The sequence below is a fragment of the Methylobacterium sp. B4 genome, from assembly GCF_003201865.1.
Taxonomy (GTDB): domain Bacteria; phylum Pseudomonadota; class Alphaproteobacteria; order Rhizobiales; family Beijerinckiaceae; genus Methylobacterium.
Genome location: NZ_QJJJ01000005.1, coordinates 222,869 through 245,269, shown reverse-complemented (window position 1 = coordinate 245,269; position 22,401 = coordinate 222,869). Strand labels below are relative to the sequence as shown.

Below are 22,401 nucleotides of genomic sequence, written 5' to 3'. Positions count from 1 at the left end.
CCGCGCTTAGCTAGGAGGCCGATCCATCGCGACGTTCGGCCCGCACCGCACCGCATTGCGTGAGCCATCAGGCAGCACTCGTTGCAGCCTCAAGTCATCCGTCGTGGGCGATTGAAGCCTATGCCTGTAATGCACTTAAGTAGCAGGCCTTTCTGGAAACTCGCCAGTATGTGGCTCGTTGGAGAGGGCCAATAAGCCTGCGCGGAGAGGGTACGGTGCCGCCGACGAATTTCGACACACATCAGTTCGCGGCTCAAGCGCACGCCGGCCAAGTGGACAAGGGTGGCAAACCGTACATCCGGCACATCAACCGCGTCGCTGCCGCTGCTGATAAGCGCGCCCGCCATGCCCTCGAGGTCGATGGCTTGAAGGTCAATCCCGAGCACGTGTTGCAGGCCGCCTACCTTCACGACGTGATCGAGGATACGAAAACGACACCGGAGGATTTAGCTCGCGCGGGGTATGCTCCCGAAGTGATCGAGATGGTTCGCCTTCTTACAAAGACGGATGAGCCCATGAATTACGCCGAGCGCATCACTGCCCTGATTGAAACGAGAAACCTCGGGGCAATCCTCATCAAACTGTCGGACAACGAAGACAACGCGAGCATCGAGCGGCAGCTTCCGAACATGGAAAGTGTCACCGCTCGTTACGCAGCCTCCATACCGAGACTCCGGGAAGCCGCCGCTGCACTGGGATACACAGGCTCATAGTCAGCGAGCCTGGGCATCTCCATCGTGACGCTCGCCTCTCGCCACCTCCTTCATGAGCCCATCAGCGAGCGGCCGTTGCAGCCTCAGGGCCTCTTCCGTGGGCGCCTCAAGCCACGCCCCGCACGCCTCCTTCGTGGTGAGGAGGACCGGCATCGCCTTCGGGTGAACGGGCCCGACCACGCCGTTCGCCTCGGTCGTGAGGAAGGAGAACAACTCGTGCTCCTCCTCGACCCTGTCGGGGTTCTCCCTTTTGGTGCCCCTCACGCCCGTCCAGGGCCGCCAGATGCCGGCGAAGGCGAACAGAGGCCGGTCATCGTCCAGGGCGAACCACACGGGCGTCTTACGAGGCTTCGTGTCGGCATACTCGCTGAACGATGAGACGGGCACGAGGCAGCGGAACTCAGGCTTGAGCCACGGGCGCCAGTGCGGGCTCTTCACGTTGCGGACGTTGGTGACGGGATGCTCCCCGTAAGCCTTCGGCCCTGGGATGCCCCATCGCATCATCGTCAGCTCACGCCCCTCCTTCCCGGCCAGGACCACGGGAGCCATCTGGTCGGGGAAGATGCCGGGCATGGGAGGCAGGTTGCCGGCGCTGTCGCGGCTCACGTCGAACCAGCGCCGTATCTCATCCTGGGGGCGGTTGAGGCTGTAGAGGTTGCACATGGGGCCAGCTTAGCGGTCGAGCCTCACGCTTAGTACCCGCTTGCCAGCTCCCCGTAGGGTGAAAACTGTTCGGCGGGGGAATACCGGCGCTGCAAGCGATCCTCGCAGAAATTGCCATTGCCACTGCTCGGCTCATCCTGACTAAGCTCCCCCCTCTATTTCCAGGGGGCACACGTGAAATCACGCCGGCAACGCTCTGTGTGCGACCCCCGCGCTCGCCATGAAGCCTGGATCGTCAGACGATCTCCGGCGACAGCTAAGGCTATTCTAGCGGCACGAACAAAGGCGGCTCAACGCAGCGCAGAGGCAGGCATCTTCGCCTTGAACGATAACGAGGCAGCGTCGGCAGGCTGACGGGACAGCGCTCACGAAGATGTTGAAGCCCGCTACGGTCACCCTGAGCGAGCCGAAGCGGCGAGCGAGGCGGCGTAGGGCGACCGCCAGGCGGAAGGCGCCTTGAAGGCAGGCGTTCTCGACACCGCTGGAGCCGCCTCAAGCCGCTCGATGATGTCCTTACCCACGCCCTCGGGCTCATCCTCTTGCCGGACGACGGACCACGCGTACCATCGGCCCGTCGGCCGGTGCGCGACACCCGGCGTGAGCCCTTGACCCTTGCAGCCGCCCTCAGCGCCTCGATGGGTCCCGTCACGGTCGTGTCCCACCCATAGCTCCCCCTTGGCCGCGCCTGTGGACTAGCTCCCAGGGCGTTGGAAACGTTCCTCCTGGAACAGGCCATAGGCCGCCTTGTCGGCCGCTCGGATGTCCTTCGGGATGCCTTCACGGGTGAACCAGTCGCCATTCGCGGCGCGGCTCAGAGAGGTCATGGGAATGGCGACATTGTAGCGGCGGGCGCCGAAAAACACCTGCGGGTCAGTATCTTGCTGAGGTGCTTGCAATTTCAGCAGATTGGTGCGGACGGCGGGACTCGAACCCGCACAGCCCTGGGGCCGCAAGATTTTAAGTCTCGTGCGTCTACCGATTCCGCCACGTCCGCATCGCCGCAGCGGTAGCGGCCCCGCGGGGGCAGATCAAGCGGGGGGGCGCCAGCCGTAGATCCAGGCATAGCGCGCGCTCATGCCCTCGGGGCCGAGCCGCCGCATCGCCGTGTCCCGCGCGAAGCCGATCAGGCGCCCGGCATGGTAGAAGCGGCCGTTGCGGCGGGCCGCCCGCTGCACGGCGCGCACGCGGGGCAGGCGCGCCTGCGCGTAGCGGTCCAACGCCGTGGGCACGTCGTCTTGGCCGGCCAGTTCGGCGGCCAGCACCGCCGCATCCTCGATGGCCAGCGCCGCGCCCTGGGCCAGGAAGGGCAGCACCGGATGCGCCGCGTCGCCGAGGAGCGCGATCCGGCCGCGGGCGATCGGCCGCGCCGCCGGACGGTCCACCAGCGACCAGACCACCCAGGCATCGGGCAGGCCGATCAGGCTCACGAGCGGGGCGGCCGCGTCCGGAAAATGGTCGCGCAGCGCCGCGGGATCGCCGATCCGGCCCCAATCCTCGTCGCCCTCGCGCTCGGGCACGATCGCCACGACGTTGAGGCGCCGGCCGCCATTGATGGGGTAGTGGACGACGTGCCGGCGGCGGCCGAGCCACAGCCCGGTCTCGTCGCCCTGCAGCATCTCCGGCGCGGCCTCCCGCGGGATGACGGCGCGCCACGCCGCCTCGCGGTGGAGCCGCAGGGGCCGGTCGTCGAAGCGCTGCCGCAGGGAGGAGCGCACGCCGTCCGCGCCGACGAGGAGGTCGGCGTTCAAGGTCTCGCTGCGGCCGCCGTCGATGCCGGTGATGGTCAGGCTGACCCCGTCCTCGCGCTCGCGCAGGTCCGAGACCTCGCGGCCGACGCAGAGGCGGATGTCGGGGCGCCCGCGCACGGCGTCGAGCAGGATGGTCTGAAGGTCGGCCCGGTGGATGACGTAGTAGGGCGCTCCGTGGCGCTCGCGCAGGGCGGGGCCGAGGCGGATGCCGCCGATGACCCGGCCCGTGGCCAGCGCCCGCACCGTGACGCCCGGCGGCTCGTCGGCCGCCCGGCGCAGGGCCGCGCCGAGGCCGAGCCCGATCAGAACGGCGCTGGCGTTCGGTGAGAGCTGGAGGCCCGCCCCGACCTCGGAAAAGCCCGTGCGGCGTTCGACCAGCGTGACCGCGTGGCCGGCCCCGGACAGGGCGAGCGCCGCGGTGAGGCCGCCGATTCCTGCGCCGACGATGACGATGGAGAGCGCCGCCATGGGGTCGCTTGCGGGGCTTGGCCCGGGCGTCCGACCGTCAGGCCGCCTTCGTCTCGGGCGTCTCGTCGTGCCAGACGCACTCGGCCGGCGCCGCGGTGCCCGGCTTCAGTGCCCGGTCGTAGCGGAACAGGGTCGAGCAGTACTCGCAGATGATCTCGGTGTCCGCTCCCATGTCGAGGAAGACGTGGGGATGGTCGAAGGGCGGCAGCGCCCCGATGCACATGAACTCCTTGGAGCCCACCGCGATCACGCTCACGCCGGCCTGATTGTGGTAGTGGGGAACCGCCTTGTCAGCCATCGCTCGTCCCTGAGATCGAGCCCGTGGTCTAGCGCGTTCGCGGCCGCAATCCTAGACGGAAGCGATCCGGCCGGGCGAAGGGAGCGCGAAGGAAGCCGCCGCGCCGTCTCGATCGGGCCCCGTGCGATCCGGTCTCGCGCGGGACAGGTCGGGTTGGCGCCGCCGCCGGGGCGGCGTAAGACGAAGCGACCACCTCGCATTCCTGCCGAAGCGCCCGATTCCATGAGCCGTGAAGAGCAAGCCCTCGCCGAAGGCGGGCGCCGCGCCCCCGAGCCGCCGATCCATGGGCCGGAAGGCTTCGAGGGGATGCGCCGCGCCGGCCGCCTGACGGCGGAAGCGCTCGACCTCCTCGTCGAGGCCGCCCAGCCCGGCGTGACGACGGAGCATCTCGACAAGCTCGCCTTCGAGTTCGGGATGGACCACGGCGCCTACCCGGCCTCGCTGTTCTACCGCGGCTACCGCAAGTCGATCTGCACCTCGATCAACCACGTCGTCTGCCACGGCATCCCCAACGACAAGCCCCTACGCGAGGGTGACATCGTCAATCTCGATTGCTGCCTGATCCTCGACGGATGGCACGGGGATTCGAGCCGCATGGCCTATATCGGCGAGGTGCCGCGCAAGGCGCAGCGCCTGTGCGAGATCACCTACGAGGCGCTGATGCGCGGCATCCGCGCGGTGCGGCCCGGCGGCTCCACCAACGATATCGGCCGCGCGATCCAGACCTACGCGGAATCCGAGCGCTGCTCGGTGGTGCGCGATTTCTGCGGCCACGGCCTGGGCCGCGTCTACCACGACGCGCCGACCATCCTGCACTACGTCGAGGCGAGCTACGACGTACCGCTCAAACCCGGCCAGTTCTTCACCATCGAGCCGATGATCAATCTCGGCCGGCCCGCCGTGAAGGTGCTCTCCGACGGTTGGACCGCCGTGACCCGCGACCGCTCGCTCTCGGCACAGTTCGAGCACACCGTGGCGGTGACGCAGGACGGCTACGAGATCTTCACGCTCTCGCCCAAGGGGCTCGACCAGCCCAAACCTCACGGCATCGAGCCCCACGGCACCCAGGCCGATTGACGGCCCCGGGGATGACCCGCCGGACGGCCGATCCGCCCGCCCTGCCGGGCCTTGCCGAGGCGCCGGCCCCGACGGCGTCCGCCGAGGAGACGCCGCACTATCACGGCCACCGCGAGCGCCTGCGCGCCCGCTTCGCGCAAGCCGGCGCGGAGGCGCTGGCCGATTACGAACTTCTCGAACTCACCCTGTTCCGGGCGATTCCGCGGCGGGACGTGAAGCCGCTGGCCAAGGCTCTGATCCACCGGTTCGGCTCGTTCGCCGAGGTCGTCAGCGCCGAGCCGGCCCGGCTCATGGAGGTGGAGGGCGTCAGTGCCGGCGTCGCCGCCGACCTCAAGCTCATCGAGGCCGCCGGCCGGCGGCTGGCCCGCGGCGCGGTCGCCGCGCGCCCGCTGCTCTCCTCTTGGAGCGCCCTGATCGAGTATCTTCGCGCCACCATGGCCTTTTCGGGCCGCGAAGAGTTCCGGGTGCTGTTCCTCGACCGGCGCAACCACCTCATCGCCGACGAGGTGCAGGGCCGCGGTACCGTCGATCATACGCCGGTCTATCCCCGCGAGGTCGCCCGCCGGGCGCTCGAACTCTCCGCCACCGCGATCATCCTGGCCCACAATCACCCGTCGGGCGATCCGACGCCCTCGGGGGCCGACATCCGCATGACGCGGGAGATCGTCACCGTGCTCGATCCGCTGGGCATCGTGGTGCACGACCACGTCATCCTCGGCCGTGACGGACATGCCAGCCTGAAAGGGCTCAAGTTGATCTGACGCGCGTGGTGAGAGGCCGCCGGCGGCATCGCCTTTTTCGCCGCCGCCATCCGCAATCGGTGCGGGATCGGGGATAGGCCCGCGCAAAGCGTCCGCTACATCGATGACAGGTTGTCCGGCAAATCCGCCGCCGAGCGGATCATGGGCAATCGCCGTCCGGGGCCCTCGTGCCACGGCAGGTTGAGGCGAGGCGGGGACGGGACGTGCGGCAACCTTCCGGGTGGCCTGCCTCTTGCTCCGGCAGGGCGAGACATCAGGGGGAACCGCGCGGATGGCGCACACGGCGTTCGACGAGATGAACGGGGGCGGGGCGGGCGGGCTCGAACCGGCGGCCGTGCGCGAGGCCTACGACATCCTCAAGGCCTGGCTCGACAAGACGCCGCCGGAGCATTTCAACACCCGCCGCAGCCAGGCCGAAATGCTGTTCCGGCGCATCGGCATCACCTTCGCGGTCTACGGCGCAAACGAATCGACCGAGCGGCTGATCCCCTTCGACATCATCCCGCGGGTGCTGACGAAGCCCGAATGGGATTTCCTGGAGCGCGGCCTCAAGCAGCGCGTCACGGCGTTGAACGCCTTCATCAACGACATCTACGGCGCCGAGGAATGCATCAAGGCCGGGATCATCCCGCCCGACCTCGTCTACCGTAACCCGCATTACCGCATGGAGATGCGCGCCTTCGACGTGCCGCACGACCTCTACGTCCACATCGCCGGCATCGACATCGTGCGGACCGGCGAGAACGACTTCTTCGTGCTGGAGGACAACGCCCGCACGCCCTCCGGCGTCTCCTACATGCTGGAGAACCGCGAGGTGATGATGCGGCTCTTCCCCGAGCTGTTCTCCCGCCACCGCGTCGCCCCGGTCGAGAACTATCCCGACGCGCTGCTCGCGACCCTGCGCAGCCTCGCGCCGGCCTCCGCGACGCGTGATCCCACGGTCGTGCTTCTGACCCCCGGCCGCTACAACTCGGCCTTCTACGAGCACTCGTTCCTGGCCGACAAGCTCGGCGTGGAGCTGGTGGAGGCGGGTGACCTCTTCACGAAGGACGAGGTCGTCTACATGCGCACGACCGAAGGTCCGCGCCGGGTCGACGTGATCTACCGTCGCCTCGACGACGATTTCCTCGATCCGCTGGTGTTCCGGCCGGATTCGGTGCTCGGCGTGCCGGGGCTGATGAACGCCTACGAGCGCGGCAACGTCACGCTGTCGAACGCGGTCGGAACCGGCATTTCGGACGACAAGGCCGTCTACAGCTACATGCCGGAGATCGTGAAATTCTTCACCGGCGAGGACCCGATCCTGCACAACGTGCCGACCCATCGCTGCCGGGAGAAGGAGGCCTTCTCCTACGTGATGGACAACCTCAAGGACCTCGTAGTGAAGGAGGTCAACGGCTCGGGCGGCTACGGCATGCTGGTGGGCCCGCACGCGACGCGCCGCGAGATCGACGAGTTCGCCAAGAAGCTGCGGCACGCGCCCGACAACTTCATCGCCCAGCCGACGCTCTCGCTCTCCACCTGCCCGACCTTCGTCGCCTCCGGCGTCGCCCCGCGCCACGTCGACCTGCGCCCCTTCGTGCTGGCGGGCGCCGACGAGATCCGCATCGTGCCGGGCGGCCTGACGCGGGTCGCACTGAAGGAGGGCTCGCTCGTGGTCAATTCGAGCCAGGGCGGCGGCACCAAGGACACTTGGGTGCTCGATGCCTGAGCGTTTTGCCCGTTTCTTTCGCATTCTTCCGGCGAGCCGGGCGGCGTCGGTGCTGAAACACCGCGCATCTGCCGACCCGGTCGCCAACGCGCCCGCGAGCTGACCCCATGCTGTCCCGGACTGCCGACAACCTCTACTGGCTCTCGCGCTACGCCGAGCGGGCGGACTTCCTCGCCCGCATCCTCGACGCCGCCCTGCGGCTGGCCGCCCTGCCGTCGAGCTACGGCGGGCGCACCTCGAACGAGTGGGCCTCGGCCCTGTCCTCGGCGGGCGATCCCGAGCTGTTCAAGACACTCTACGATTCGGTCAACGAGCACACGGTCTGCAACTTCCTCGCCTTTTCACACCACAACCCGTCCTCGATCCGCTCCTGCATCGCCACCGCGCGGGAAAACGCCCGCTCGATCCGCACGGCGCTCACCACCGAGATGTGGGACACGATCAACGGCGCGTGGCTGGAGTTGCGCTCGTATGAAGGCCGCGACCTCTCGCGGGACGAGTTCACGCAATTCCTCGACTGGGTGAAGCGCGTCTCGCTGACCTTCGACGGCTCGGCCTACCGGACGATGCTGCGGAACGACGCCTATTGGTTCACCCGGGCGGGCACCGCCATCGAGCGGGCGGACAACACCGCCCGCATCCTCGACGTGAAGTACCAGATCCTGCTGCCGGCCTCGGAGCGGGTCGGCGGCTCGCTCGACTATTTCCAGTGGACCACGATCCTGCGCGAGGTCTCGGCCTTCAACGCCTATCACTGGGTCTACCGCGAGAGCATCAAGCCGGTGCTGGTGGCCGACCTCTTGATCCTCAACCCCGAGATGCCGCGCTCGCTGGCGAGCTGCTACCGCATGCTGGTGGAGCATCTCGACCTGATCGCCGACGCCTACGGGCGCCGGGGCGAAAGCCAGCGGCTGGCGAGCAACATGCGGGCGAAGCTCGCAGGCGCCGATATCGAACGCATCTTCGCCTCCGGCCTGCACGAGTTCATCCAGGGCTTCATCTCGGAGAACAACGCCCTCGGCGCGGCGATCAGCGAGCAATATCTGGTGTGACCGGCGGCGGGCCATCGAGCCTGCCGCCCCCCTGCGCGCGGGGGCGCAAGGCCGATCTCCAGTCCCCGATCGCGCTCCCTGCTGTCGGGGCGCGGCCCGCGCTGCCTCAGAGGGCAGGTTCTTCCTCGCCGCGCCCGCTCGGCGTCGGATGCGAAGCGCCGTGACTGACGGCCTCCGCTGCCAGACCGATCAGCGCACCGGCCAGCACGTCCGCGGGGTAATGCGCTCCGCGCACCACCTGCACGGCGACGACGCCGGCCGCCCCGAGAGACGCGACGCCGGCGAATTCGGGATAGGCGCGCCCCGCGGCCCGGGCCACGGCGACGCTCAAGGCGGCGTGCCCCGAGGGAAAGGACTGCCAGGGCCCGATGCCGGTCCCCGGCCGGCCGCGCGCGTAGAGGCCCTCGTCCATCAGCACGTTGGGACGGGTGCGGTGGACCGTCCGTTTCACCGTCGTCTTCACGAGACTGGCCAGGATGCCGGCCTGAAGCATGCCGCGCCCGGCATCGGCGAGCCGCCGGTCCCGGCTCACCAGACCCCAGGCCAGGGTGGCGGCGGAGAGGGCGAACAGGGCCTGCCAACTACCGATTTCACTGGCCCGTGCCAGGGCGCGAACCGCCGGACGATCCTTCGCGCGGGCGAGCGACACGGCGGAGGCGATGTCGGCCGCTTCGAGGCGCGTGGCGAAGCGTTTGGCGCGATCGAGGGGCGGCGGAGGTGGGGTCTGCGAAAGCATGGCCTTAAACGCGGATCTCCGGCGATCGTTCGCCGCCGAGAGATTCGCCGCTCACCGGGGCGAGCCTCGATTGCGCGTGGCTGACCTCGGCTGTGTCGTGCTGCCGACGCTTTGAGCAGCGTGTCGGATTTCCAAACCGGGTTCCATGCCGTAGCTTGGCCCCGTCACCCCGGCAGGATCGAGGCATGCGCATCCGGATCGTCCACGATACGGTCTACACCTACGAGCAGCCGGCCCGCGGCCTGATCCAGATCCTACGGCTGACCCCGCGCGATCACGACGGGCAGCACGTGCGCGAGTGGCGCATCGAGCCCTCCGTCAACGGCCGGCTCACCGCTCGCGAGGACGGGTTCGGCAACCTCGTCCACTGGTTCACCGCCGACGACCCCACCGACGCGCTCACCGTGCGGGTGACCGGCGAGATCGAGACCTTCGAGACGAGCGGCATCGTCCGCGGCGCGGTCGAGCGCCTGCCCGATCTCTTCTACCTGCGCGACACGCCGCTGACCGAGACGAGCCCGGAACTCGCGGCTTTCGCGCAAAAGGTCGGGGCGGCGGGCGAGCGCGACGTGCTCGCGACCCTGCACCGCTTGGTCGCCGCGGTGCACGACACGGTGATCTTCGAGCCCGGCCCCACCAGCGCCAGCACGAGCGCCGCCCAGTCGTTCGAGGCGGGCAAGGGCGTTTGCCAGGATCTCACCCACGTCTTCCTCTCGGCGGCCCGCCAGCTCGACATCCCGTCGCGCTACGTCTCCGGCTACTATCGCCGCGACGACGGCGACGACCAGAAGGCGGGGCATGCCTGGGTGGAGTCGCTGGTGCCGAATCTCGGCTGGGTCGGGTTCGATCCGGCCCACGGCATGTCGGCGACCGAGGCGCATGTGCGGGTCGCCGTCGGCCTCGACTATCTCGGCGCGGCGCCGATCCGCGGCAGCCGCCTGGGCGGCGGCACCGAGACCCTCGACGTCGCCCTGCGCGTCGAGCAGGTGCAGACCCGCTCCCAGCATCAGGCGCGGGGCCAGCAGAGCCAGGGACAGTCCCAGAGCCAGACCCAGGGCTGAGCCGGTCTCCGATCGGTTCCTTCGGTCTCCTCTCGTCACGGCGGGGCGGAGGCCGCACAGGGTGGCGGGAACCGCTTTGAAATACTTGTCCTGCCGCGCCTCTTGCCGCCTCCGGCCGGCGCGTGCGATGCGAAAAACCTGACCCTCGTGCCCGCCGCCCGGGCACCCTCGCGAAGGCGGGTGCCGCCATGACCTACTGCGTCGGAGTGCTCGTCGAGGACGGGCTGGTGATGATCGCCGACACCCGCACCAATGCGGGGCTCGACAACATCTCGACCTACCGCAAGCTGCACATGTTCAACGTGCCGGGCGAGCGCGTGATGCTGCTGGCCTCGGCCGGCAACCTGTCCATGACGCAATCGGTGCTGAGCATGCTCCGCGAGGGCGTGGACGACGTCGAGGGCGAGACGCCGCCGAAGCTCGAGGACGCGGCCACCATGTTCAAGGCGGCCCAGCTCGTCGGAAGGGCGATCCGCCGGGTGCGCGAGATCGAGCAGGCCGGCTTCGAGGCGGCCAATCTCCGCATGGAGGTCTCGTTCCTGTTCGGCGGCCAGATCGGCGACGCGCCGATGCGGCTGTTCATGATCTACTCGGCCGGCAACTTCATCGAGTGCAGCCGCGAGGCGCCCTTCCTGCAGATCGGCGAACACAAGTACGGCAAGCCGATCCTCGATCGGGCAGTGACCTACGAGACCGATCTCTACGACGCGCTCAAGGTCGGCCTCGTCTCGATGGATTCGACCATGCGGTCGAATCTCGGCGTCGGCCTGCCCATCGACATCGCGGTGCAGCGCCGGGGCCACCTCGACCTCGAAGTGAGCCACCGCATCGAGGCCGGCGAAGGCTATTTTCACGACCTGCGCGAGCGCTGGTCGGCGGCCCTGCGCGCGGCGCACCGCGCGATCCCGCGCCCGCCCTACGGGCCGCAGTAACAGGCTGTTCCGCCATGGCGAGCGGAGCGAAGCAAGCCGGCGGCCTAACCTCTCCGGGCAGTGCGGCGCCCTGAATCGCTTCGGCTTCGCCTCGCGATGACGGCGGGGATCACGCCCGCCCGCCCAAAATTTCCTCCACCCAGGCCGGCACCGTCCGGCTCGCCGGCCCGAGCCGTGTCGCCTCGAACATCCCGGCATTGTCGGCCGCCTCGAGATTGAGGGCGAGCGTCGGGATGCCGAAGGCGCGGGCCTGGGCCACGTAGCCTGCCGCCGGGTAGACCGCACCCGAAGTGCCGACCGCCACGAACAGGTCGGCCTCGGCCAAGGCCTCGTCGATGGTGTCGAGGTGCATGGGCATCTCGCCGAACCAGACCACGTCCGGCCGCATCTCGCCGCGGCGCCCGCAATGGGGGCAGGGCGTCTCAAGGCCGAGGTCGTCCTGCCACGCGAACGCCGTTCCGCAAGCGGTGCAGCGGGCCTTCAGCAACTCGCCGTGCATGTGCACGACGCGGCGCGAGCCGGCCCGCTCGTGCAGGTCGTCGACGTTCTGCGTGCACAGGAACAGCCGGCCGCCCTGTTCCGCCAAGCCTGTTTCGAGCCGGGCCAGCGCCACGTGCGCGGCGTTGGGCTTCGCGGCGAGCGCGTCGCGGCGGCGCCCGTTGTAGAAGTCGTGGACCAGCACCGGGTCGGCGGCGAAGGCCTCGGGGGTCGCGACCTTCATCGGGTCGAGGCGGGTCCAGGCCCCGCCCGCATCGCGGAACGTGCCGAGCCCGCTCTCGGCGGAGATGCCCGCCCCGGTCAGCACGAAGACGGTTCGGGCCGGGCCCACGGCGCCGTTCACGCGTCCGCGAGGCGGGTGGCGAGCACCTTGTCGATGCGCCGCCCGTCCATGTCGACCACCTCGATGCGCCAGCCCTGCGCCTCGATCGCGTCGCCCTCGGTGGGGATGCGCCCGAGCTGGACGATGAAGAAGCCGGCCAGGGTCGAGAAGTCGTCCGAGCGCGGCTTCTCGGTGAAGCCGAGTCGGTCGAAGGCCTCGCCCGCCGACATCATGCCGTCGATGAGCAGCGAGCCGTCCTCGCGCTCGACCACCATCCGCTCCTCGCCCGGCTCGGGGATCTCGCCGGCCATCGCTTCCAGCAGGTCGGTCTGGGTGACGATGCCCTCCAGGCTGCCGTACTCGTCCACGACGATGGCCATGCGCACGGGCTTGGTCTGGAACATCTCCAGCACCTTCAGGATCGCCAGACCCTCGTGCACGACGATGGGCTCGCGGGTGGCCGCCTTCACGTCGAGGGGCTTCCCGTCGAGGAACTGGTCGAGCAGGTCCTGCTTGCGCAGCACGCCGACCACGTCGTCGATCTGCGCCCGGCTCACCACGATCTGCTCGTGACGGCAGGCCCGCACCGCCTCGATCCGCGCCTCCTGGGGATCGTCGAGATCGACCCAATCCACCTCGTTGCGCGGCGTCATGATCTCGCGGATGCGCCGTTCGCCGATGGCGAGGATGCGGGCCACCGCGTCCTCCTGCGCCTCGTGGAGCAGGCCCGCCTCGTGGCTTGCGGTGACGAGGAGGCTCAGCTCCGCGGGGGAGGGAAGGTGGCCCTCGCCCTCGCCGGGGCGCAGGCCGAGCAGACGCAGCACGCCGTTGCCGAGCCCGTTGAGCAGGTGGATCGCCGGGCCGAACACCGTCAGGAACAGCGTGAGCGGGCGCACGATCACCAGCGCCGTGCGCTCGCTGCGCTGGAGGGCGAGGCTCTTGGGCGCCAGTTCGCCGAGCACGATATGCAGCGTGGTGATGATGACGAAGGCCGCGATGACGGCGAGCGTATGGGCTGTGACGCCGGCGGCCGTCGCCGGCAGCCAGTGGAACATCGGCTCGAACAGGTGTGCCAGCGCCGGCTCGCCGACCCAGCCGAGCGCCAGCGAGGAGAGGGTGATGCCGAGCTGCGTCGCGGCGAGATGCGCGTCGAGCCGGTCGGTGGCGCGCTGGAGCGCCCGAGCGTTGAGCCGGCCTTCGTTGACCAGTTCGGCGACCCGGCTGCGCCGGACCGCGACGAGGGAGAATTCCGCCGCGACGAAGAAGCCGTTGGCGAAGACGAGGGCGATGACCGCGAGGAGGCCGAGCGCCGAAGACCAGATGCCGTCCGAAATCGTGCCCTCCCGGGGCCAAGCCGCACCCGATGGCCGCACCCGTCGGCGGCACCGATGCTTAAAGCCGAACCCGGTCGCGGGGGAAGGGGTTCTGGCCTATTCCCGCAATCCAAGTGGGAAGGCGGCTGCCCCGGGCTCGCCACACTTCGTTTCCATGGCTTCGCGCCAGCCCCGGCCACGCGGCCCGCGCTTGCCGGCGCCGGGGGCGGCCTGAAGGCTCATTCGAAGGAACCGGTCGTGATCAAGCTGCCGAGGCTGTTGCGGCCCAAGCGCCGCGATGCCGCGACCATCGCTCCCTTCTTCGATGCCGATTTCTACCGCGCCGCCTATCCCGACGTGGCCGCGGGCGGCGGCGACCCGCTCCTGCATTACCTCGATCACGGCTGGCGCGAAGGCCGCGATCCCTCGGCCGTGTTCTCGACCCTGTACTACGTCGACCGTCACCTCGCTGAAGGAGTGCCGGCCAACCCGCTCCTCCACTATGCCCGGCTCTCCGCGCAGGAGCGGCTGCGGGTCGCGACCCAGCCCGGACCCGACTTCCCGGAGGTGCAGGCCGGGATCGTCGAGCCGTTCTTCGACGCGCCGTTCTATGCCCGCCTCGCCGGGCTCGACGGGAGCGCGGACCCGCTCGCCCATTATCTGGCGAAGGGCTGGCGACGCGGACTCGACCCGAGCGAGGGCTTCGGAAGCGAAGCCTACCTGCAACGCCACGCCCATATGCGGCGCCTCGGCGTCAGCCCGCTCTACCACTTCGCCTCGACGCGGCGGCTCCAGTCCGCGGCGAGCGCGACCCGGCCAGCGCCTCGGGCCAAGCCCCGGGTCGTGCCGCTTCCCGCCGACCCCGCGGAGGCCTCCGACACGCAGGTCTACGAGACCGTCGCGGCCGCCTTCGACCGGGATTATTACCTGGAGACCAACGCGGATATCCGCCGCTCCGGCGTCGATCCGGTTCGCCACTTCCTGGATTTCGGCGCTCGCGAGGATCGCGACCCGAGCCCGGACTTCTCGCTCCGCTTCTACCGTAAGCAGTACCGCCGGGAGATCGGCGCGGGGGTCAATCCGTTCTTTCATTATCTCGCGGTGGGGCGGGCGCAGGGCTTGCGCCCGACGCCCTTCGGGCTCGGCACTTGGCCCGCGCAGGTGGCGCCGACGGAGGACGAGTGGAGCCGGGCGCGGCCGGCGGCCGACATCGCCGCGGCGCGGGTCGTCCTGATCATGCCGGTCTACAAGGGCTACGACGACACCCTGCGGGCGATCCACTCGGTGCTGAGCGCGCCGCAGGCGACCCCCTTCGCCCTCCTCGTCATCGACGATTGCAGCCCGGACGCGCGCCTGAGCGCGGCGCTCGCCGGTCTCGCGGCCCGGGGCCTGTTCGCCCACGCGGTCAATGCGGAAAATCTCGGCTTCGTGCGGACCTGCAACCTCGGCCTGGAGCGGGCCGCGGGCCGGGACGTGGTGCTGCTCAACGCCGACGTCGTCGTCTACGGCGACTGGCTCGACCGTCTGCTCCGGCACGCGCAGGACGATCCGGCCATCGCGACCGTGACGCCGTTCTCCAACAACGCCACGATCTGCAGCTACCCGCGGCCGAACGTCGAGAACCGGTCCAGGCTCGAGATCACGCCCGCCGAGATCGACGCCTTCACCCGCGTCTGCAACGCCCGCGGCCGCTCTCCCGTCCCGACAGGGGTGGGCTTCTGCCTGTACATGCGCCGCGCGGTCATCGATGCGGTCGGGCCCCTCGACGCCGAGACCTTCGGGCGCGGCTACGGCGAGGAGAACGACTTCTGCATGCGCGCCCTCAAGGCGGGCTTCTCCAACGTGCTGGCCCACGACGTGTTCGTGTTCCACTCCGGCAGCGTCTCCTTCGGCGCACTGCTGGCGACCAAGGGGGCGGACATCTTCCGCACCATCCTCACCAAGCACCCCGATTACCAGCGCCGGGTCCACACCCATATCGAGGTCGATCCGGCCCGCTTCGCCCGGCAGCGCCTCGACCTCTACCGCTTCGCCCGATGCGCGCAGGGGAGTGCGACACGGGGCATCGCCCTGATCGTGACCCACGATTTCGGCGGCGGCGTCGAGACGCATATCGAGGCCACGAGTGCGCGGCTGAGCGAGGCGGGGCTGGCCGCGATCTACCTGCGCACCGAGGAACCCGGCGCGTTCAAGCTCGGCCTGCCCGGATCGAGTGCGATCGACTTTCCCGTGGCCATCCTCGATCCGCTCTCCCTCGACCGGGACAGGGCGCTTCTGGCCGAACTGATCGGCTGGCTCGCCCCGGCCATGGTGCATGTCCACTCGCTGGCGGGCCTCGACGCGCCCGCGACCCGCGCGGCGATGCGGCTGATCGAGGGGCTGGGCACCGGCTACGACGTGACGCTCCACGATTACGCGCCCGTCTGCCATCGCAACAATCTCGTGCGTCCGGAGGGCGTCTATTGCGGGTTGGCCGCACCCGCCCTCTGCCGCGACTGCATCCGCCTCGACCGCGGGGCGGACGGCATCGCGCTGCCCGATCCCGCGGAGCGGCGTCGGCTCTGGGCCGGCTTCCTCGGCGGCGCCCGCAGGGTGTTCGCGCCCTCGAAGGATCTCGCCGACCGCATCGCCCCCATTCTCTCGCTCAACGACATCGTGCTGCGCCCGCACGAGGAGACGCTTGCCTCCGCCGAGCCGCTCCCGCGTCGACGCGGGGGCGGGCCGTTGCGCGTCGCCGTGATCGGATCGATCGGCCCGCACAAGGGCTACGACGTCGTCCACAACCTCGCCCTCGACGCCGGGCTGAGGACGCTTCCGATCACCTTCACGATTGTCGGGCATTCCTCCGAGCCGGAGGCAATGGCGGCGGCGGGGGTGTGCGAGACCGGTCCCTACGGCAGCGACGCGGCGGCGCTCGCCGAGATCGTCCGGCTCGATCCCGACCTCGTGCTGCTGCCTTCGATCTGGCCGGAAACCTACTGCTATACGCTCTCCCTGGCACTGGCGGCCGGCGTACCCCCGGTGGTGTTCGACCTCGGCGCACAGGCCGAGCGCCTGCGCGCCATCGGGAGCGGCCACCGGCTCGATCCGGCCCTGGCGGAGGACCCTCAGCGGCTGAACGACGCTCTGCTCGCGCTCCCCGTCGAGGCGCTGTGGGCCGCCCGCCGGCCTTTCCGCGCGGCCGCCTATCCGCGGATCCTCGAAGATTATTATGGGCTTCCCGGTACCGAAGTCGCCGCGCCACCGGCCGTCGTGGTGTCCGGCTGAGCGCCGGGCGACCGCTGGTCCACCCTTCGAGGCCCGCCCGATCCTCTCCCATGTCATGGACGAGGCTGCCGACCGGGGCTTACAACGGCCAAGCTAGGCGAGGCGCGCGCGGTCTCGCCCGGCGTTCGTTGCAAGCCAAGGGGACTCCCATGACCACGCAGAACATCACTGTGACCGCCCGCGAGCGCGACACGCTGTTGGCGGCGTTGCGCTACTACCAGTTCTACCGGATGCAGGGGCATCCCTTCGATCCGCAGACGGACGACCTGATCGACACCATCGCCGCGGGAAATGGCGAGGCGCTGGACGTGACCGAGATCGATGATCTCTGCGCCGGCCTGCGCGGCAACCGCCACGCCGTCGGCGGCCTCGATGCCGGCCTGAAGCTCGGGCGCGGTGCCCGCCCGGCCGAGGACGCGTTCAGGTCCGCTTCCCTCTGAAGGCCGGTCCGGCCGTCCCGTGAAACCGCCGTGACCGCCGCGGCGTGCCGACGAGGCGCGCGGGGGCGGTTACCGGAAGGCAGAATCCACCGTGGTGCCGAGCAGAAGCGGCCGGCGAGCCACCACGACACGACCCGAGACCGGCTCGACGCCGTCGAACCGGGCGCTGACGGGGACCGCACCGCCCGCCTGGGGCAGGCGTTGGGTGAAGGCCTTCGTCGGCGCGGCCGAGCTCGGCACGGCCTCGACGAGGGTTGGAGCGAGCAGGGCGTAGGCGGTCAGCACCGTTCCGGCCGCCGCGATCTTGATCAGGTCCCGCATGATGTCCGCCCCTCTCGCTTGAGGCCCTTCCGGCTCTCGTATGGCGCCGTTCTAGGGTCTCAGGGTTTCCGGCGGATTGCCTCGTAAGGTTACCGGATTGCGTCGTCCTTCCGGGACGAAACATCGGCACCGCGATGACTTCACCGACGATCCGAGTGGGAGGCTAACCCGGCACCGTCCCGCTGGATGAGCGAAAACGCACGCTGCCGGCGTGCCGGGGTATCGGGACCGGCACGATCCTTCCTATCGTGCCGGTTGCGAGCGCATCGTTGGACCGGGCGAGACGGCAGCGGCCGGGTTGTCTCTCGGTCACGGTCATGACGCGCCCTGGACGAACCCGCATCCCCTTCGCCGGCACGCGTCCTACCCGCCGAACACCGAGGTCAGCACCTCGCCGCCACGGTTGATCGAGACCTCCCACAGGCCGAGACTGCGCTGGGTCAGCCGCTCCAGATCCTTGGTCGAGGGCACGGGCATGCCGTTGATCGCCAGGATCACGTCGCCCTTGCGGAAGCCCGCCCGGTTGGCCAGGGACCCCTCTTCCACGGCGGTAACCGCGACGCCCTCGTCCGGCAGGTCCGCCTGCAGTTCCTCGCCCACCGCGGGGGAGGTGTTGACGAGCGTGGCACCGGCGAACGGCGTGCGGCTGCGGACCTTGAGCACGTCGCGCGGGCGGGTCTCCGGTGCCGGCCCGAGCTTGACCTGGATGGTCTGGCGCTTGCTGCCCCGCAGGATGCCGAGATTGGCGGTGCCGGTGATGCCCTTGAGGGCGTAGCGGTAGCCGAAGGCGTCCGGGTCGGCGACGCTCTGGTCGTCGACGGTGAGGATCACGTCGCCGCGCTTCAGGCCTGCCTCCTCGGCGGGGCTCTTCGCCTGCATGCTTGCCACAAGCACCCCGGTCGGGCGGTCGAGCCCGACGCTCTCGGCGATGTCCGCCGTCACGCTCTGCACCCGGGCGCCGAGCCAGGGCCGTCGCACGACGCTGCCGCCGCTCTTGGCGGTCTCGACCACGGCGCGGATCATGCTGGCGGGGATGGCGAAGCCGATGCCGTGGCTGCCGCCGGACTGCGAGTAGATCGCCGTGTTGACGCCGACGAGGCGGCCCCGGAGATCGACCAGCGCGCCGCCGGAATTGCCCGGATTGATCGCGGCATCCGTCTGGATGAAGAACTGGTAGTCCGAAGAGCCGACCTGCGTCCGGGCGAGCGCCGAGACGATGCCCTGCGTTACGGTCTGCCCGACGCCGAAGGGATTGCCGATCGCCATCACGAAGTCGCCGACCTCGATGTGGTCGGAATCGCCGATCGGCATCGGCGCCACGTCCGCCGGGCTTTTGATCTTGAGCACGGCGAGGTCGGTGCGGGGATCGCGCAGGACGATCTGCGCCTCGAACTCGCGCTTGTCGGCGAGCGCCACCTTCACCTCGTTCATGTTCTCGATGACGTGGTTGTTGGTGATGACGAGTCCGGAGGCGTCGACGATCACGCCCGAGCCCAGGGAACGCTGGGCCCGCTCGCCCGGCATGCCGCTGGGGCCGCGGCCGGGGCGGTCCTCGCCGAAGAAGCGGCGCATGAACTCCTCCATCGCGTTGGAGCGGGCGGAGCGCTTCTCGACATGCGAGGCGTAGACGTTGACGACGGACGGGGCGGCCCGCTTCACCACGGGGGCGAAGGAGAGCTGGATCTCGCCCTTCGAGAGCGGAACGGCCCTCTCGTGCATGGGAGCCTCGGAGGCCGGCTTCTCCGGCGCATTCGCGGTCTGGGCGAGGGCGGGCGCGGCGGCGAGGAGCAGCACGGAAACGAGGCCGGCCGGCAGGAGCGGCGAGGTGGGCATGCGGGTCTCCCGAGGGTGTCGAAGCGTGCGGGCTATGTAGCCCCCGGGGAGACGGGGGGCGAGGGGGCCGGCGCCTCTCGCGGGCCTGCCTCCGCGCCATCCGCCCGGGGAAGGAACGCAAACAAAAAGGGCGGCCATCCTTCTCGGATGGCCGCCCTGAACTCTCTTCCGACCGCGTTCGAGGCGCGCGAGGGTCAGTGCCAGCGGACGGATTCGCCCAGGCGGTTGGCGCTGCGCACGATGTCGCTGAAGCAGGTCAGCGAGGCGTCGGCGGCGCGCTGCATTTCCGTGACTTGGAGGCGGATCGCCTCCGCCGGGTTCTTGGCGCGGGCCAGGGCCTGGAAATGGGCCAGGACCGCCTCGCTCTCACCGCGGGCGAAGGCGAACAGCTTCGCGTTGATCTCGGTGAAGGGCGCGAGGGTCGCGACGCCGAAGCTCGCGCCGACGCGGGGGTGATCCGAGCTGCGCTGGCCGGCGGATGCGTCCCGCACGGGCTCCTGCAGCGCCGGAAGCAGCGCGGCCTGGGCGACGGCCTCGGCCGTCTCCTCGGCGGCTTCTTGGACGTTATCCTGGATGCCCTCTGCGGCCTCGGGCTCGGGAAGCGTGAAGACCGCTTCCGGCGCGGGCTCCTTGGCCGGAGCGATGTCCTGAACCGGGGCGGCCTCCTGCACGGGCTCGGCGGTCACCGCCTCGATCGCCTCGGAGACAGGGTTCGACGACGCGTCCCGAGCCTCTTCGGCGGGCGCTGCCTCTGCGGCAACACCCTCGGCGGCCGGCTCGGCCTCGCTCACCGTCTCGCCATCGGGCTGTTGCGCGAGGGCGGTCTCGTGGGCGGGTTCGGATTCGCTCGTCTCGAAGGTCTGGCCCTCGTCCGCCGCGCTCTCGGCGCTCTCGGCGGCCGGAGTCGCGAAGTCCTGGGACTCGGCGCCTGTCGGCGGCGCGGGCTGGGCGGAGGCCCCGGGCGAACGTCCCCTGCGGCGGCTCGACGACATGAATCCTCTCCTCGTTCGAAACGCTCATCCGCCCGCGGCGGCCCCGGACCATGTCCGGGGCGCCTTGGGGGGAGAGCATCGTGTCAGGCCACGGCGCAGCCTCGCTGCGAGGCGCTCGGAGCGGATCGTGCCGCGCTCACGCACGGGCTCGGACAGTCGGCGGACCGCCCGGCCCGATACCGGACCGGCTTAGTGCGCGGCGTTCTGAGCGAGGGCACCGTACTCCTTGGCCTGGGCCTGGAGGGCGGCGAACTGGGTCTTCACGAACTCGGACTGGATCTCGAAGGCCTCGCGCACGTCCTTGGCGCGCACGACGCGCTGCGCGTAGTCGAAGGTCGTGTCGGCGTTGGTCTTGGCGTGATCCAGGCTCTTGAGCATGGCGGCATGCAGGGTCGACTGAACGGTCGAGGCCGAGTTGCGGAACTGCTCGGAGGTCTTCACCGCGCCGTTCAGGATGGTGCCGAAGGCGTTGCGGGCCTGATCGACGCTCTTGTCGGCGAAGTCGCGGAACTCGGCGGGGATCTCGAAGCTCGGGTTGCTCATGTCGCTCTCCTGTCAACGGACCGGGAGAAGTGGTGCAGCGGGTGTCTGCAATACAGCCCCGCCCTAGCCGGCCCACCCCTCATATGTTGCGGTGCAACATGAAAGTCAAGGCCGCATTCCGACGATCGAGGATTGGTTCCCAGGGCCGAAAAATTTACTTATGCTACGAATCCGTAACGAGATTTCGCCTCAAGAGCGCGAGTCGGGAGCAGAGGGCGGGATTATAGTGTCGAGAAGTAGACTCTGCCAAGCGTCGGCGGGAGTGGGCACAACCGCTAAGGTGCCACAATTGATGCCGGCGTCGACAGCTCCGTTTCGCACTGCCGCATATTGTGTTCATCTACCAGCCGGCCGTAGAGCGCGAGCAGCGCACGGGCGTGGGCGGAGAGTGTGAGCGGGGCCCGCCAATAAGCGTCGTAGGCGGCGCGGCCGAAGCGCGCCGTGGTGCCGTCGTCCTTGAGGGCACTCAGGGCGCCAGCGAGTGCGTCGACCTCCGGTTCCACGACGTAGCCGCCCACGCCGTCCCGCACCTTCTCCGCGGCGCCCGAGCGGCGCGAGGCCACGACCGGGATGCCCTGGGCCAGGGCCTCGTAGACCGTGAGCGGGCCGGTTTCGTCCCAGCGGGAGGGCGCGCAGACGACCCGGGCGCGGCTGCGCAGGATCGTCTCGAGTTCCGCCGGACTGGTCCAGCCGAGCACCTCCGCGCCCTGCGCCCGAAGGCGCGCTTCCAGCGGGCCGGCCCCGACGAACAGGGCGGGCAGCCCGGCGCGGCGGGCGGCCTCGGCCACGAGATCGGCGCCCTTCTCGACGGTGAGGCGGCCGACATAGACCGCGGCGTCGCCCCGGGCGGGCTCGGCCGGGGCCTGACGCGCCACGCGCACGGGGTTGTCGATGCGGTGATGGCGCAGGCGATAGCCCCCCGCGATCGCATCCATCCGCTTCAGGCTGCCGTCGCAGACATGGACGACCTCGAGGCGGGCGCGGCCCACCGCGATCCGCAGGGCGGCGGCGCGCCCGAGCCGCACCGCCTTATGCAGCCGGCTCTTGGGATCGCAGGCGGCGGCGAGGCAGGCGCCCGACATCGGCCGCAGCGCGCAGGGCTCGGCCCGGTCGAAACGGTAATAGACGCCGTTCGGGCAGGCGAGCGCGTAGTCGTGCAGCGTCAGGACCAGCGGCACGGCGCGCCCGAGCAGAACCGGCAGCACGGCGGGTGAGAGCGCCCGGGTGAACTGGTGCAGGTGAAGGCAATCGGGCGGCTGCGGCAGCGCGTCGAGCACGCTGGCGAGGCGCGCGGCGGCCTCGCCGTTCCAGATCCCGCCCAAGGCCCCGCGCAGGGCCGGCAAGGACCAGACGTCCGGCAGGTCGAGCCCGATCCGGCGCAGGCGCGGATGGGCGAGCAGCGGGTCGGCCGGCCCGGCGACCGCCTGGATGTAGGTCACCTCCGCGCCGGCCTCCGCCAGCGCGCGGGCGGATTCCACGGCGACCTTCTCGGCACCCCCGCTTGCGGCGGCGAATTCGGCGACGATCACGACGTGCATGGGCGTGCTTCGCCTCCGAGCGGGGAGACCGCCGCGGCGCGGCGGGTCGATGCGCGCAAGGTTTACGAGCGATCAACTGCCGTCCGGTAAACGGAAGGCTCTCGCCATGAAGAG

20 protein-coding genes, 1 tRNA gene and 1 pseudogene are annotated in these 22,401 nt (G+C 69.9%); 9 read left to right on the top strand and 13 right to left on the bottom strand.

Translation table 11 applies throughout. From position 1 onward, the window contains the following. Window positions 1-215 precede the first annotated feature (215 nt). Window positions 216-713 carry an HD domain-containing protein gene (locus tag BY998_RS09950; RefSeq protein ID WP_110351463.1) on the top strand — a complete coding sequence of 166 codons (498 nt, stop codon included), beginning with the start codon at window positions 216-218 and terminating at the stop codon, window positions 711-713. Here BY998_RS09950 and BY998_RS09945 read toward each other — a convergent pair whose 3' ends face one another. The 5 genes from BY998_RS09945 to BY998_RS09930 form a co-directional block, all read right to left on the bottom strand. Further along, window positions 714-1,376, bottom strand: coding sequence for an SOS response-associated peptidase family protein (locus BY998_RS09945; protein ID WP_110351462.1), 663 nt, complete (start codon window positions 1,374-1,376; stop codon window positions 714-716). Window positions 1,377-2,068: 692 nt separating this feature from the next. Next, a complete protein-coding gene (locus BY998_RS24295) occupies window positions 2,069-2,239 on the bottom strand; it encodes a hypothetical protein (protein WP_181425473.1) in 171 nt (56 codons plus the stop codon). A 44-nt stretch (window positions 2,240-2,283) separates the two neighbouring features. Continuing rightward, a tRNA-Leu gene (locus tag BY998_RS09940) sits at window positions 2,284-2,370 on the bottom strand. A gap of 34 nt (window positions 2,371-2,404) precedes the next feature. Continuing rightward, on the bottom strand, window positions 2,405-3,592 hold the full coding sequence (locus tag BY998_RS09935) for an FAD-dependent monooxygenase (RefSeq protein WP_110351461.1): 1,188 nt from the start codon (window positions 3,590-3,592) through the stop codon (window positions 2,405-2,407). A gap of 37 nt (window positions 3,593-3,629) precedes the next feature. Next, entirely contained in the window at window positions 3,630-3,890 is a 261-nt protein-coding gene (locus BY998_RS09930; RefSeq protein WP_110351460.1) for a zinc-finger domain-containing protein, read from the bottom strand. A gap of 222 nt (window positions 3,891-4,112) precedes the next feature. Between BY998_RS09930 and map the strand changes: the two genes are divergently transcribed. The 4 genes from map to BY998_RS09910 all read left to right on the top strand — a co-directional run bounded on the left by map (window position 4,113) and on the right by BY998_RS09910 (window position 8,491). After that, window positions 4,113-4,967 (top strand): type I methionyl aminopeptidase, encoded by an 855-nt coding sequence (map, locus tag BY998_RS09925; RefSeq protein ID WP_110351459.1) that lies wholly within the window; start codon window positions 4,113-4,115, stop codon window positions 4,965-4,967. Window positions 4,968-4,978: 11 nt separating this feature from the next. Continuing rightward, window positions 4,979-5,728: a DNA repair protein RadC gene (gene radC / locus BY998_RS09920; protein WP_110351458.1), complete on the top strand. Its 750-nt coding sequence runs from the start codon at window positions 4,979-4,981 to the stop codon at window positions 5,726-5,728. A gap of 271 nt (window positions 5,729-5,999) precedes the next feature. After that, a complete protein-coding gene (locus BY998_RS09915; RefSeq protein WP_110351457.1) occupies window positions 6,000-7,439 on the top strand; it encodes a circularly permuted type 2 ATP-grasp protein in 1,440 nt (479 codons plus the stop codon). Window positions 7,440-7,546: 107 nt separating this feature from the next. Further along, entirely contained in the window at window positions 7,547-8,491 is a 945-nt protein-coding gene (locus BY998_RS09910) for an alpha-E domain-containing protein (protein WP_110351456.1), read from the top strand. Between the two features lie 106 nt (window positions 8,492-8,597). Here BY998_RS09910 and BY998_RS09905 read toward each other — a convergent pair whose 3' ends face one another. Beyond that, complete coding sequence (locus tag BY998_RS09905; protein WP_110351455.1) at window positions 8,598-9,227, bottom strand: phosphatase PAP2 family protein; 630 nt, start codon at window positions 9,225-9,227, stop codon at window positions 8,598-8,600. A gap of 185 nt (window positions 9,228-9,412) precedes the next feature. Between BY998_RS09905 and BY998_RS09900 the strand changes: the two genes are divergently transcribed. Then, window positions 9,413-10,288, top strand: a complete 876-nt coding sequence (locus tag BY998_RS09900) for a transglutaminase family protein (RefSeq protein ID WP_110351454.1) — start codon at window positions 9,413-9,415, stop codon at window positions 10,286-10,288. A gap of 188 nt (window positions 10,289-10,476) precedes the next feature. Next, on the top strand, window positions 10,477-11,220 hold the full coding sequence (locus BY998_RS09895; RefSeq protein ID WP_110351453.1) for a peptidase: 744 nt from the start codon (window positions 10,477-10,479) through the stop codon (window positions 11,218-11,220). A gap of 109 nt (window positions 11,221-11,329) precedes the next feature. Here the strand turns inward: BY998_RS09895 and BY998_RS09890 are convergent, their stop codons facing one another. Together BY998_RS09890 and BY998_RS09885 are read right to left on the bottom strand one after the other, a co-directional pair. Then, on the bottom strand, window positions 11,330-12,061 hold the full coding sequence (locus BY998_RS09890) for an NAD-dependent deacylase (RefSeq protein WP_245421543.1): 732 nt from the start codon (window positions 12,059-12,061) through the stop codon (window positions 11,330-11,332). After that, the gene (locus BY998_RS09885) at window positions 12,058-13,329 is read right to left on the bottom strand and encodes a hemolysin family protein (protein WP_110351514.1); all 1,272 of its coding nucleotides are present in this window, start codon (window positions 13,327-13,329) and stop codon (window positions 12,058-12,060) included. The genes BY998_RS09890 and BY998_RS09885 overlap by 4 nt, the downstream gene beginning before the upstream one ends. Before the next feature lie 282 nt (window positions 13,330-13,611). Between BY998_RS09885 and BY998_RS09880 the strand changes: the two genes are divergently transcribed. Both BY998_RS09880 and BY998_RS09875 read left to right on the top strand, forming a co-directional pair. Beyond that, entirely contained in the window at window positions 13,612-16,620 is a 3,009-nt protein-coding gene (locus tag BY998_RS09880) for a glycosyltransferase (protein WP_110351452.1), read from the top strand. 149 nt (window positions 16,621-16,769) lie between these two features. Next, a pseudogene (locus BY998_RS09875) lies at window positions 16,770-16,997 on the top strand (hypothetical protein); the annotation flags it as partial. Window positions 16,998-17,129: 132 nt separating this feature from the next. Here BY998_RS09875 and BY998_RS09870 read toward each other — a convergent pair. The 5 genes from BY998_RS09870 to BY998_RS09850 all read right to left on the bottom strand — a co-directional run bounded on the left by BY998_RS09870 (window position 17,130) and on the right by BY998_RS09850 (window position 22,287). Continuing rightward, window positions 17,130-17,381: a hypothetical protein gene (locus BY998_RS09870; RefSeq protein ID WP_110351451.1), complete on the bottom strand. Its 252-nt coding sequence runs from the start codon at window positions 17,379-17,381 to the stop codon at window positions 17,130-17,132. 363 nt (window positions 17,382-17,744) lie between these two features. Next, a complete protein-coding gene (locus BY998_RS09865) occupies window positions 17,745-19,214 on the bottom strand; it encodes a DegQ family serine endoprotease (RefSeq protein ID WP_110351450.1) in 1,470 nt (489 codons plus the stop codon). 194 nt (window positions 19,215-19,408) lie between these two features. Further along, a complete protein-coding gene (locus tag BY998_RS09860) occupies window positions 19,409-20,206 on the bottom strand; it encodes a phasin family protein (protein WP_110351449.1) in 798 nt (265 codons plus the stop codon). Between the two features lie 189 nt (window positions 20,207-20,395). Beyond that, window positions 20,396-20,749, bottom strand: coding sequence for a phasin (locus BY998_RS09855; RefSeq protein WP_110351448.1), 354 nt, complete (start codon window positions 20,747-20,749; stop codon window positions 20,396-20,398). Between the two features lie 275 nt (window positions 20,750-21,024). Beyond that, entirely contained in the window at window positions 21,025-22,287 is a 1,263-nt protein-coding gene (locus tag BY998_RS09850) for a glycosyltransferase (protein WP_110351447.1), read from the bottom strand. Between the last annotated feature and the right edge of the window lie 114 nt (window positions 22,288-22,401).

Bases quoted from the DNA above. Each gene is read 5' to 3' on its own strand.
- BY998_RS09850 (WP_110351447.1), bottom strand. From the start codon at position 22,287: ATGCACGTCGTGATCGTCGCCGAATTCGCCGCCGCAAGCGGGGGTGCC.
- BY998_RS09935 (WP_110351461.1), bottom strand. From the start codon at position 3,592: ATGGCGGCGCTCTCCATCGTCATCGTCGGCGCAGGAATCGGCGGCCTC.
- BY998_RS09855 (WP_110351448.1), bottom strand. From the start codon at position 20,749: ATGAGCAACCCGAGCTTCGAGATCCCCGCCGAGTTCCGCGACTTCGCC.
- map (WP_110351459.1), top strand. From the start codon at position 4,113: ATGAGCCGTGAAGAGCAAGCCCTCGCCGAAGGCGGGCGCCGCGCCCCC.
- BY998_RS09865 (WP_110351450.1), bottom strand. From the start codon at position 19,214: ATGCCCACCTCGCCGCTCCTGCCGGCCGGCCTCGTTTCCGTGCTGCTC.
- BY998_RS09900 (WP_110351454.1), top strand. From the start codon at position 9,413: ATGCGCATCCGGATCGTCCACGATACGGTCTACACCTACGAGCAGCCG.
- BY998_RS09910 (WP_110351456.1), top strand. From the start codon at position 7,547: ATGCTGTCCCGGACTGCCGACAACCTCTACTGGCTCTCGCGCTACGCC.
- BY998_RS09915 (WP_110351457.1), top strand. From the start codon at position 6,000: ATGGCGCACACGGCGTTCGACGAGATGAACGGGGGCGGGGCGGGCGGG.
- BY998_RS09870 (WP_110351451.1), bottom strand. From the start codon at position 17,381: ATGCGGGACCTGATCAAGATCGCGGCGGCCGGAACGGTGCTGACCGCC.
- BY998_RS09930 (WP_110351460.1), bottom strand. From the start codon at position 3,890: ATGGCTGACAAGGCGGTTCCCCACTACCACAATCAGGCCGGCGTGAGC.
- radC (WP_110351458.1), top strand. From the start codon at position 4,979: ATGACCCGCCGGACGGCCGATCCGCCCGCCCTGCCGGGCCTTGCCGAG.
- BY998_RS09860 (WP_110351449.1), bottom strand. From the start codon at position 20,206: ATGTCGTCGAGCCGCCGCAGGGGACGTTCGCCCGGGGCCTCCGCCCAG.
- BY998_RS09945 (WP_110351462.1), bottom strand. From the start codon at position 1,376: ATGTGCAACCTCTACAGCCTCAACCGCCCCCAGGATGAGATACGGCGC.
- BY998_RS09895 (WP_110351453.1), top strand. From the start codon at position 10,477: ATGACCTACTGCGTCGGAGTGCTCGTCGAGGACGGGCTGGTGATGATC.
- BY998_RS09905 (WP_110351455.1), bottom strand. From the start codon at position 9,227: ATGCTTTCGCAGACCCCACCTCCGCCGCCCCTCGATCGCGCCAAACGC.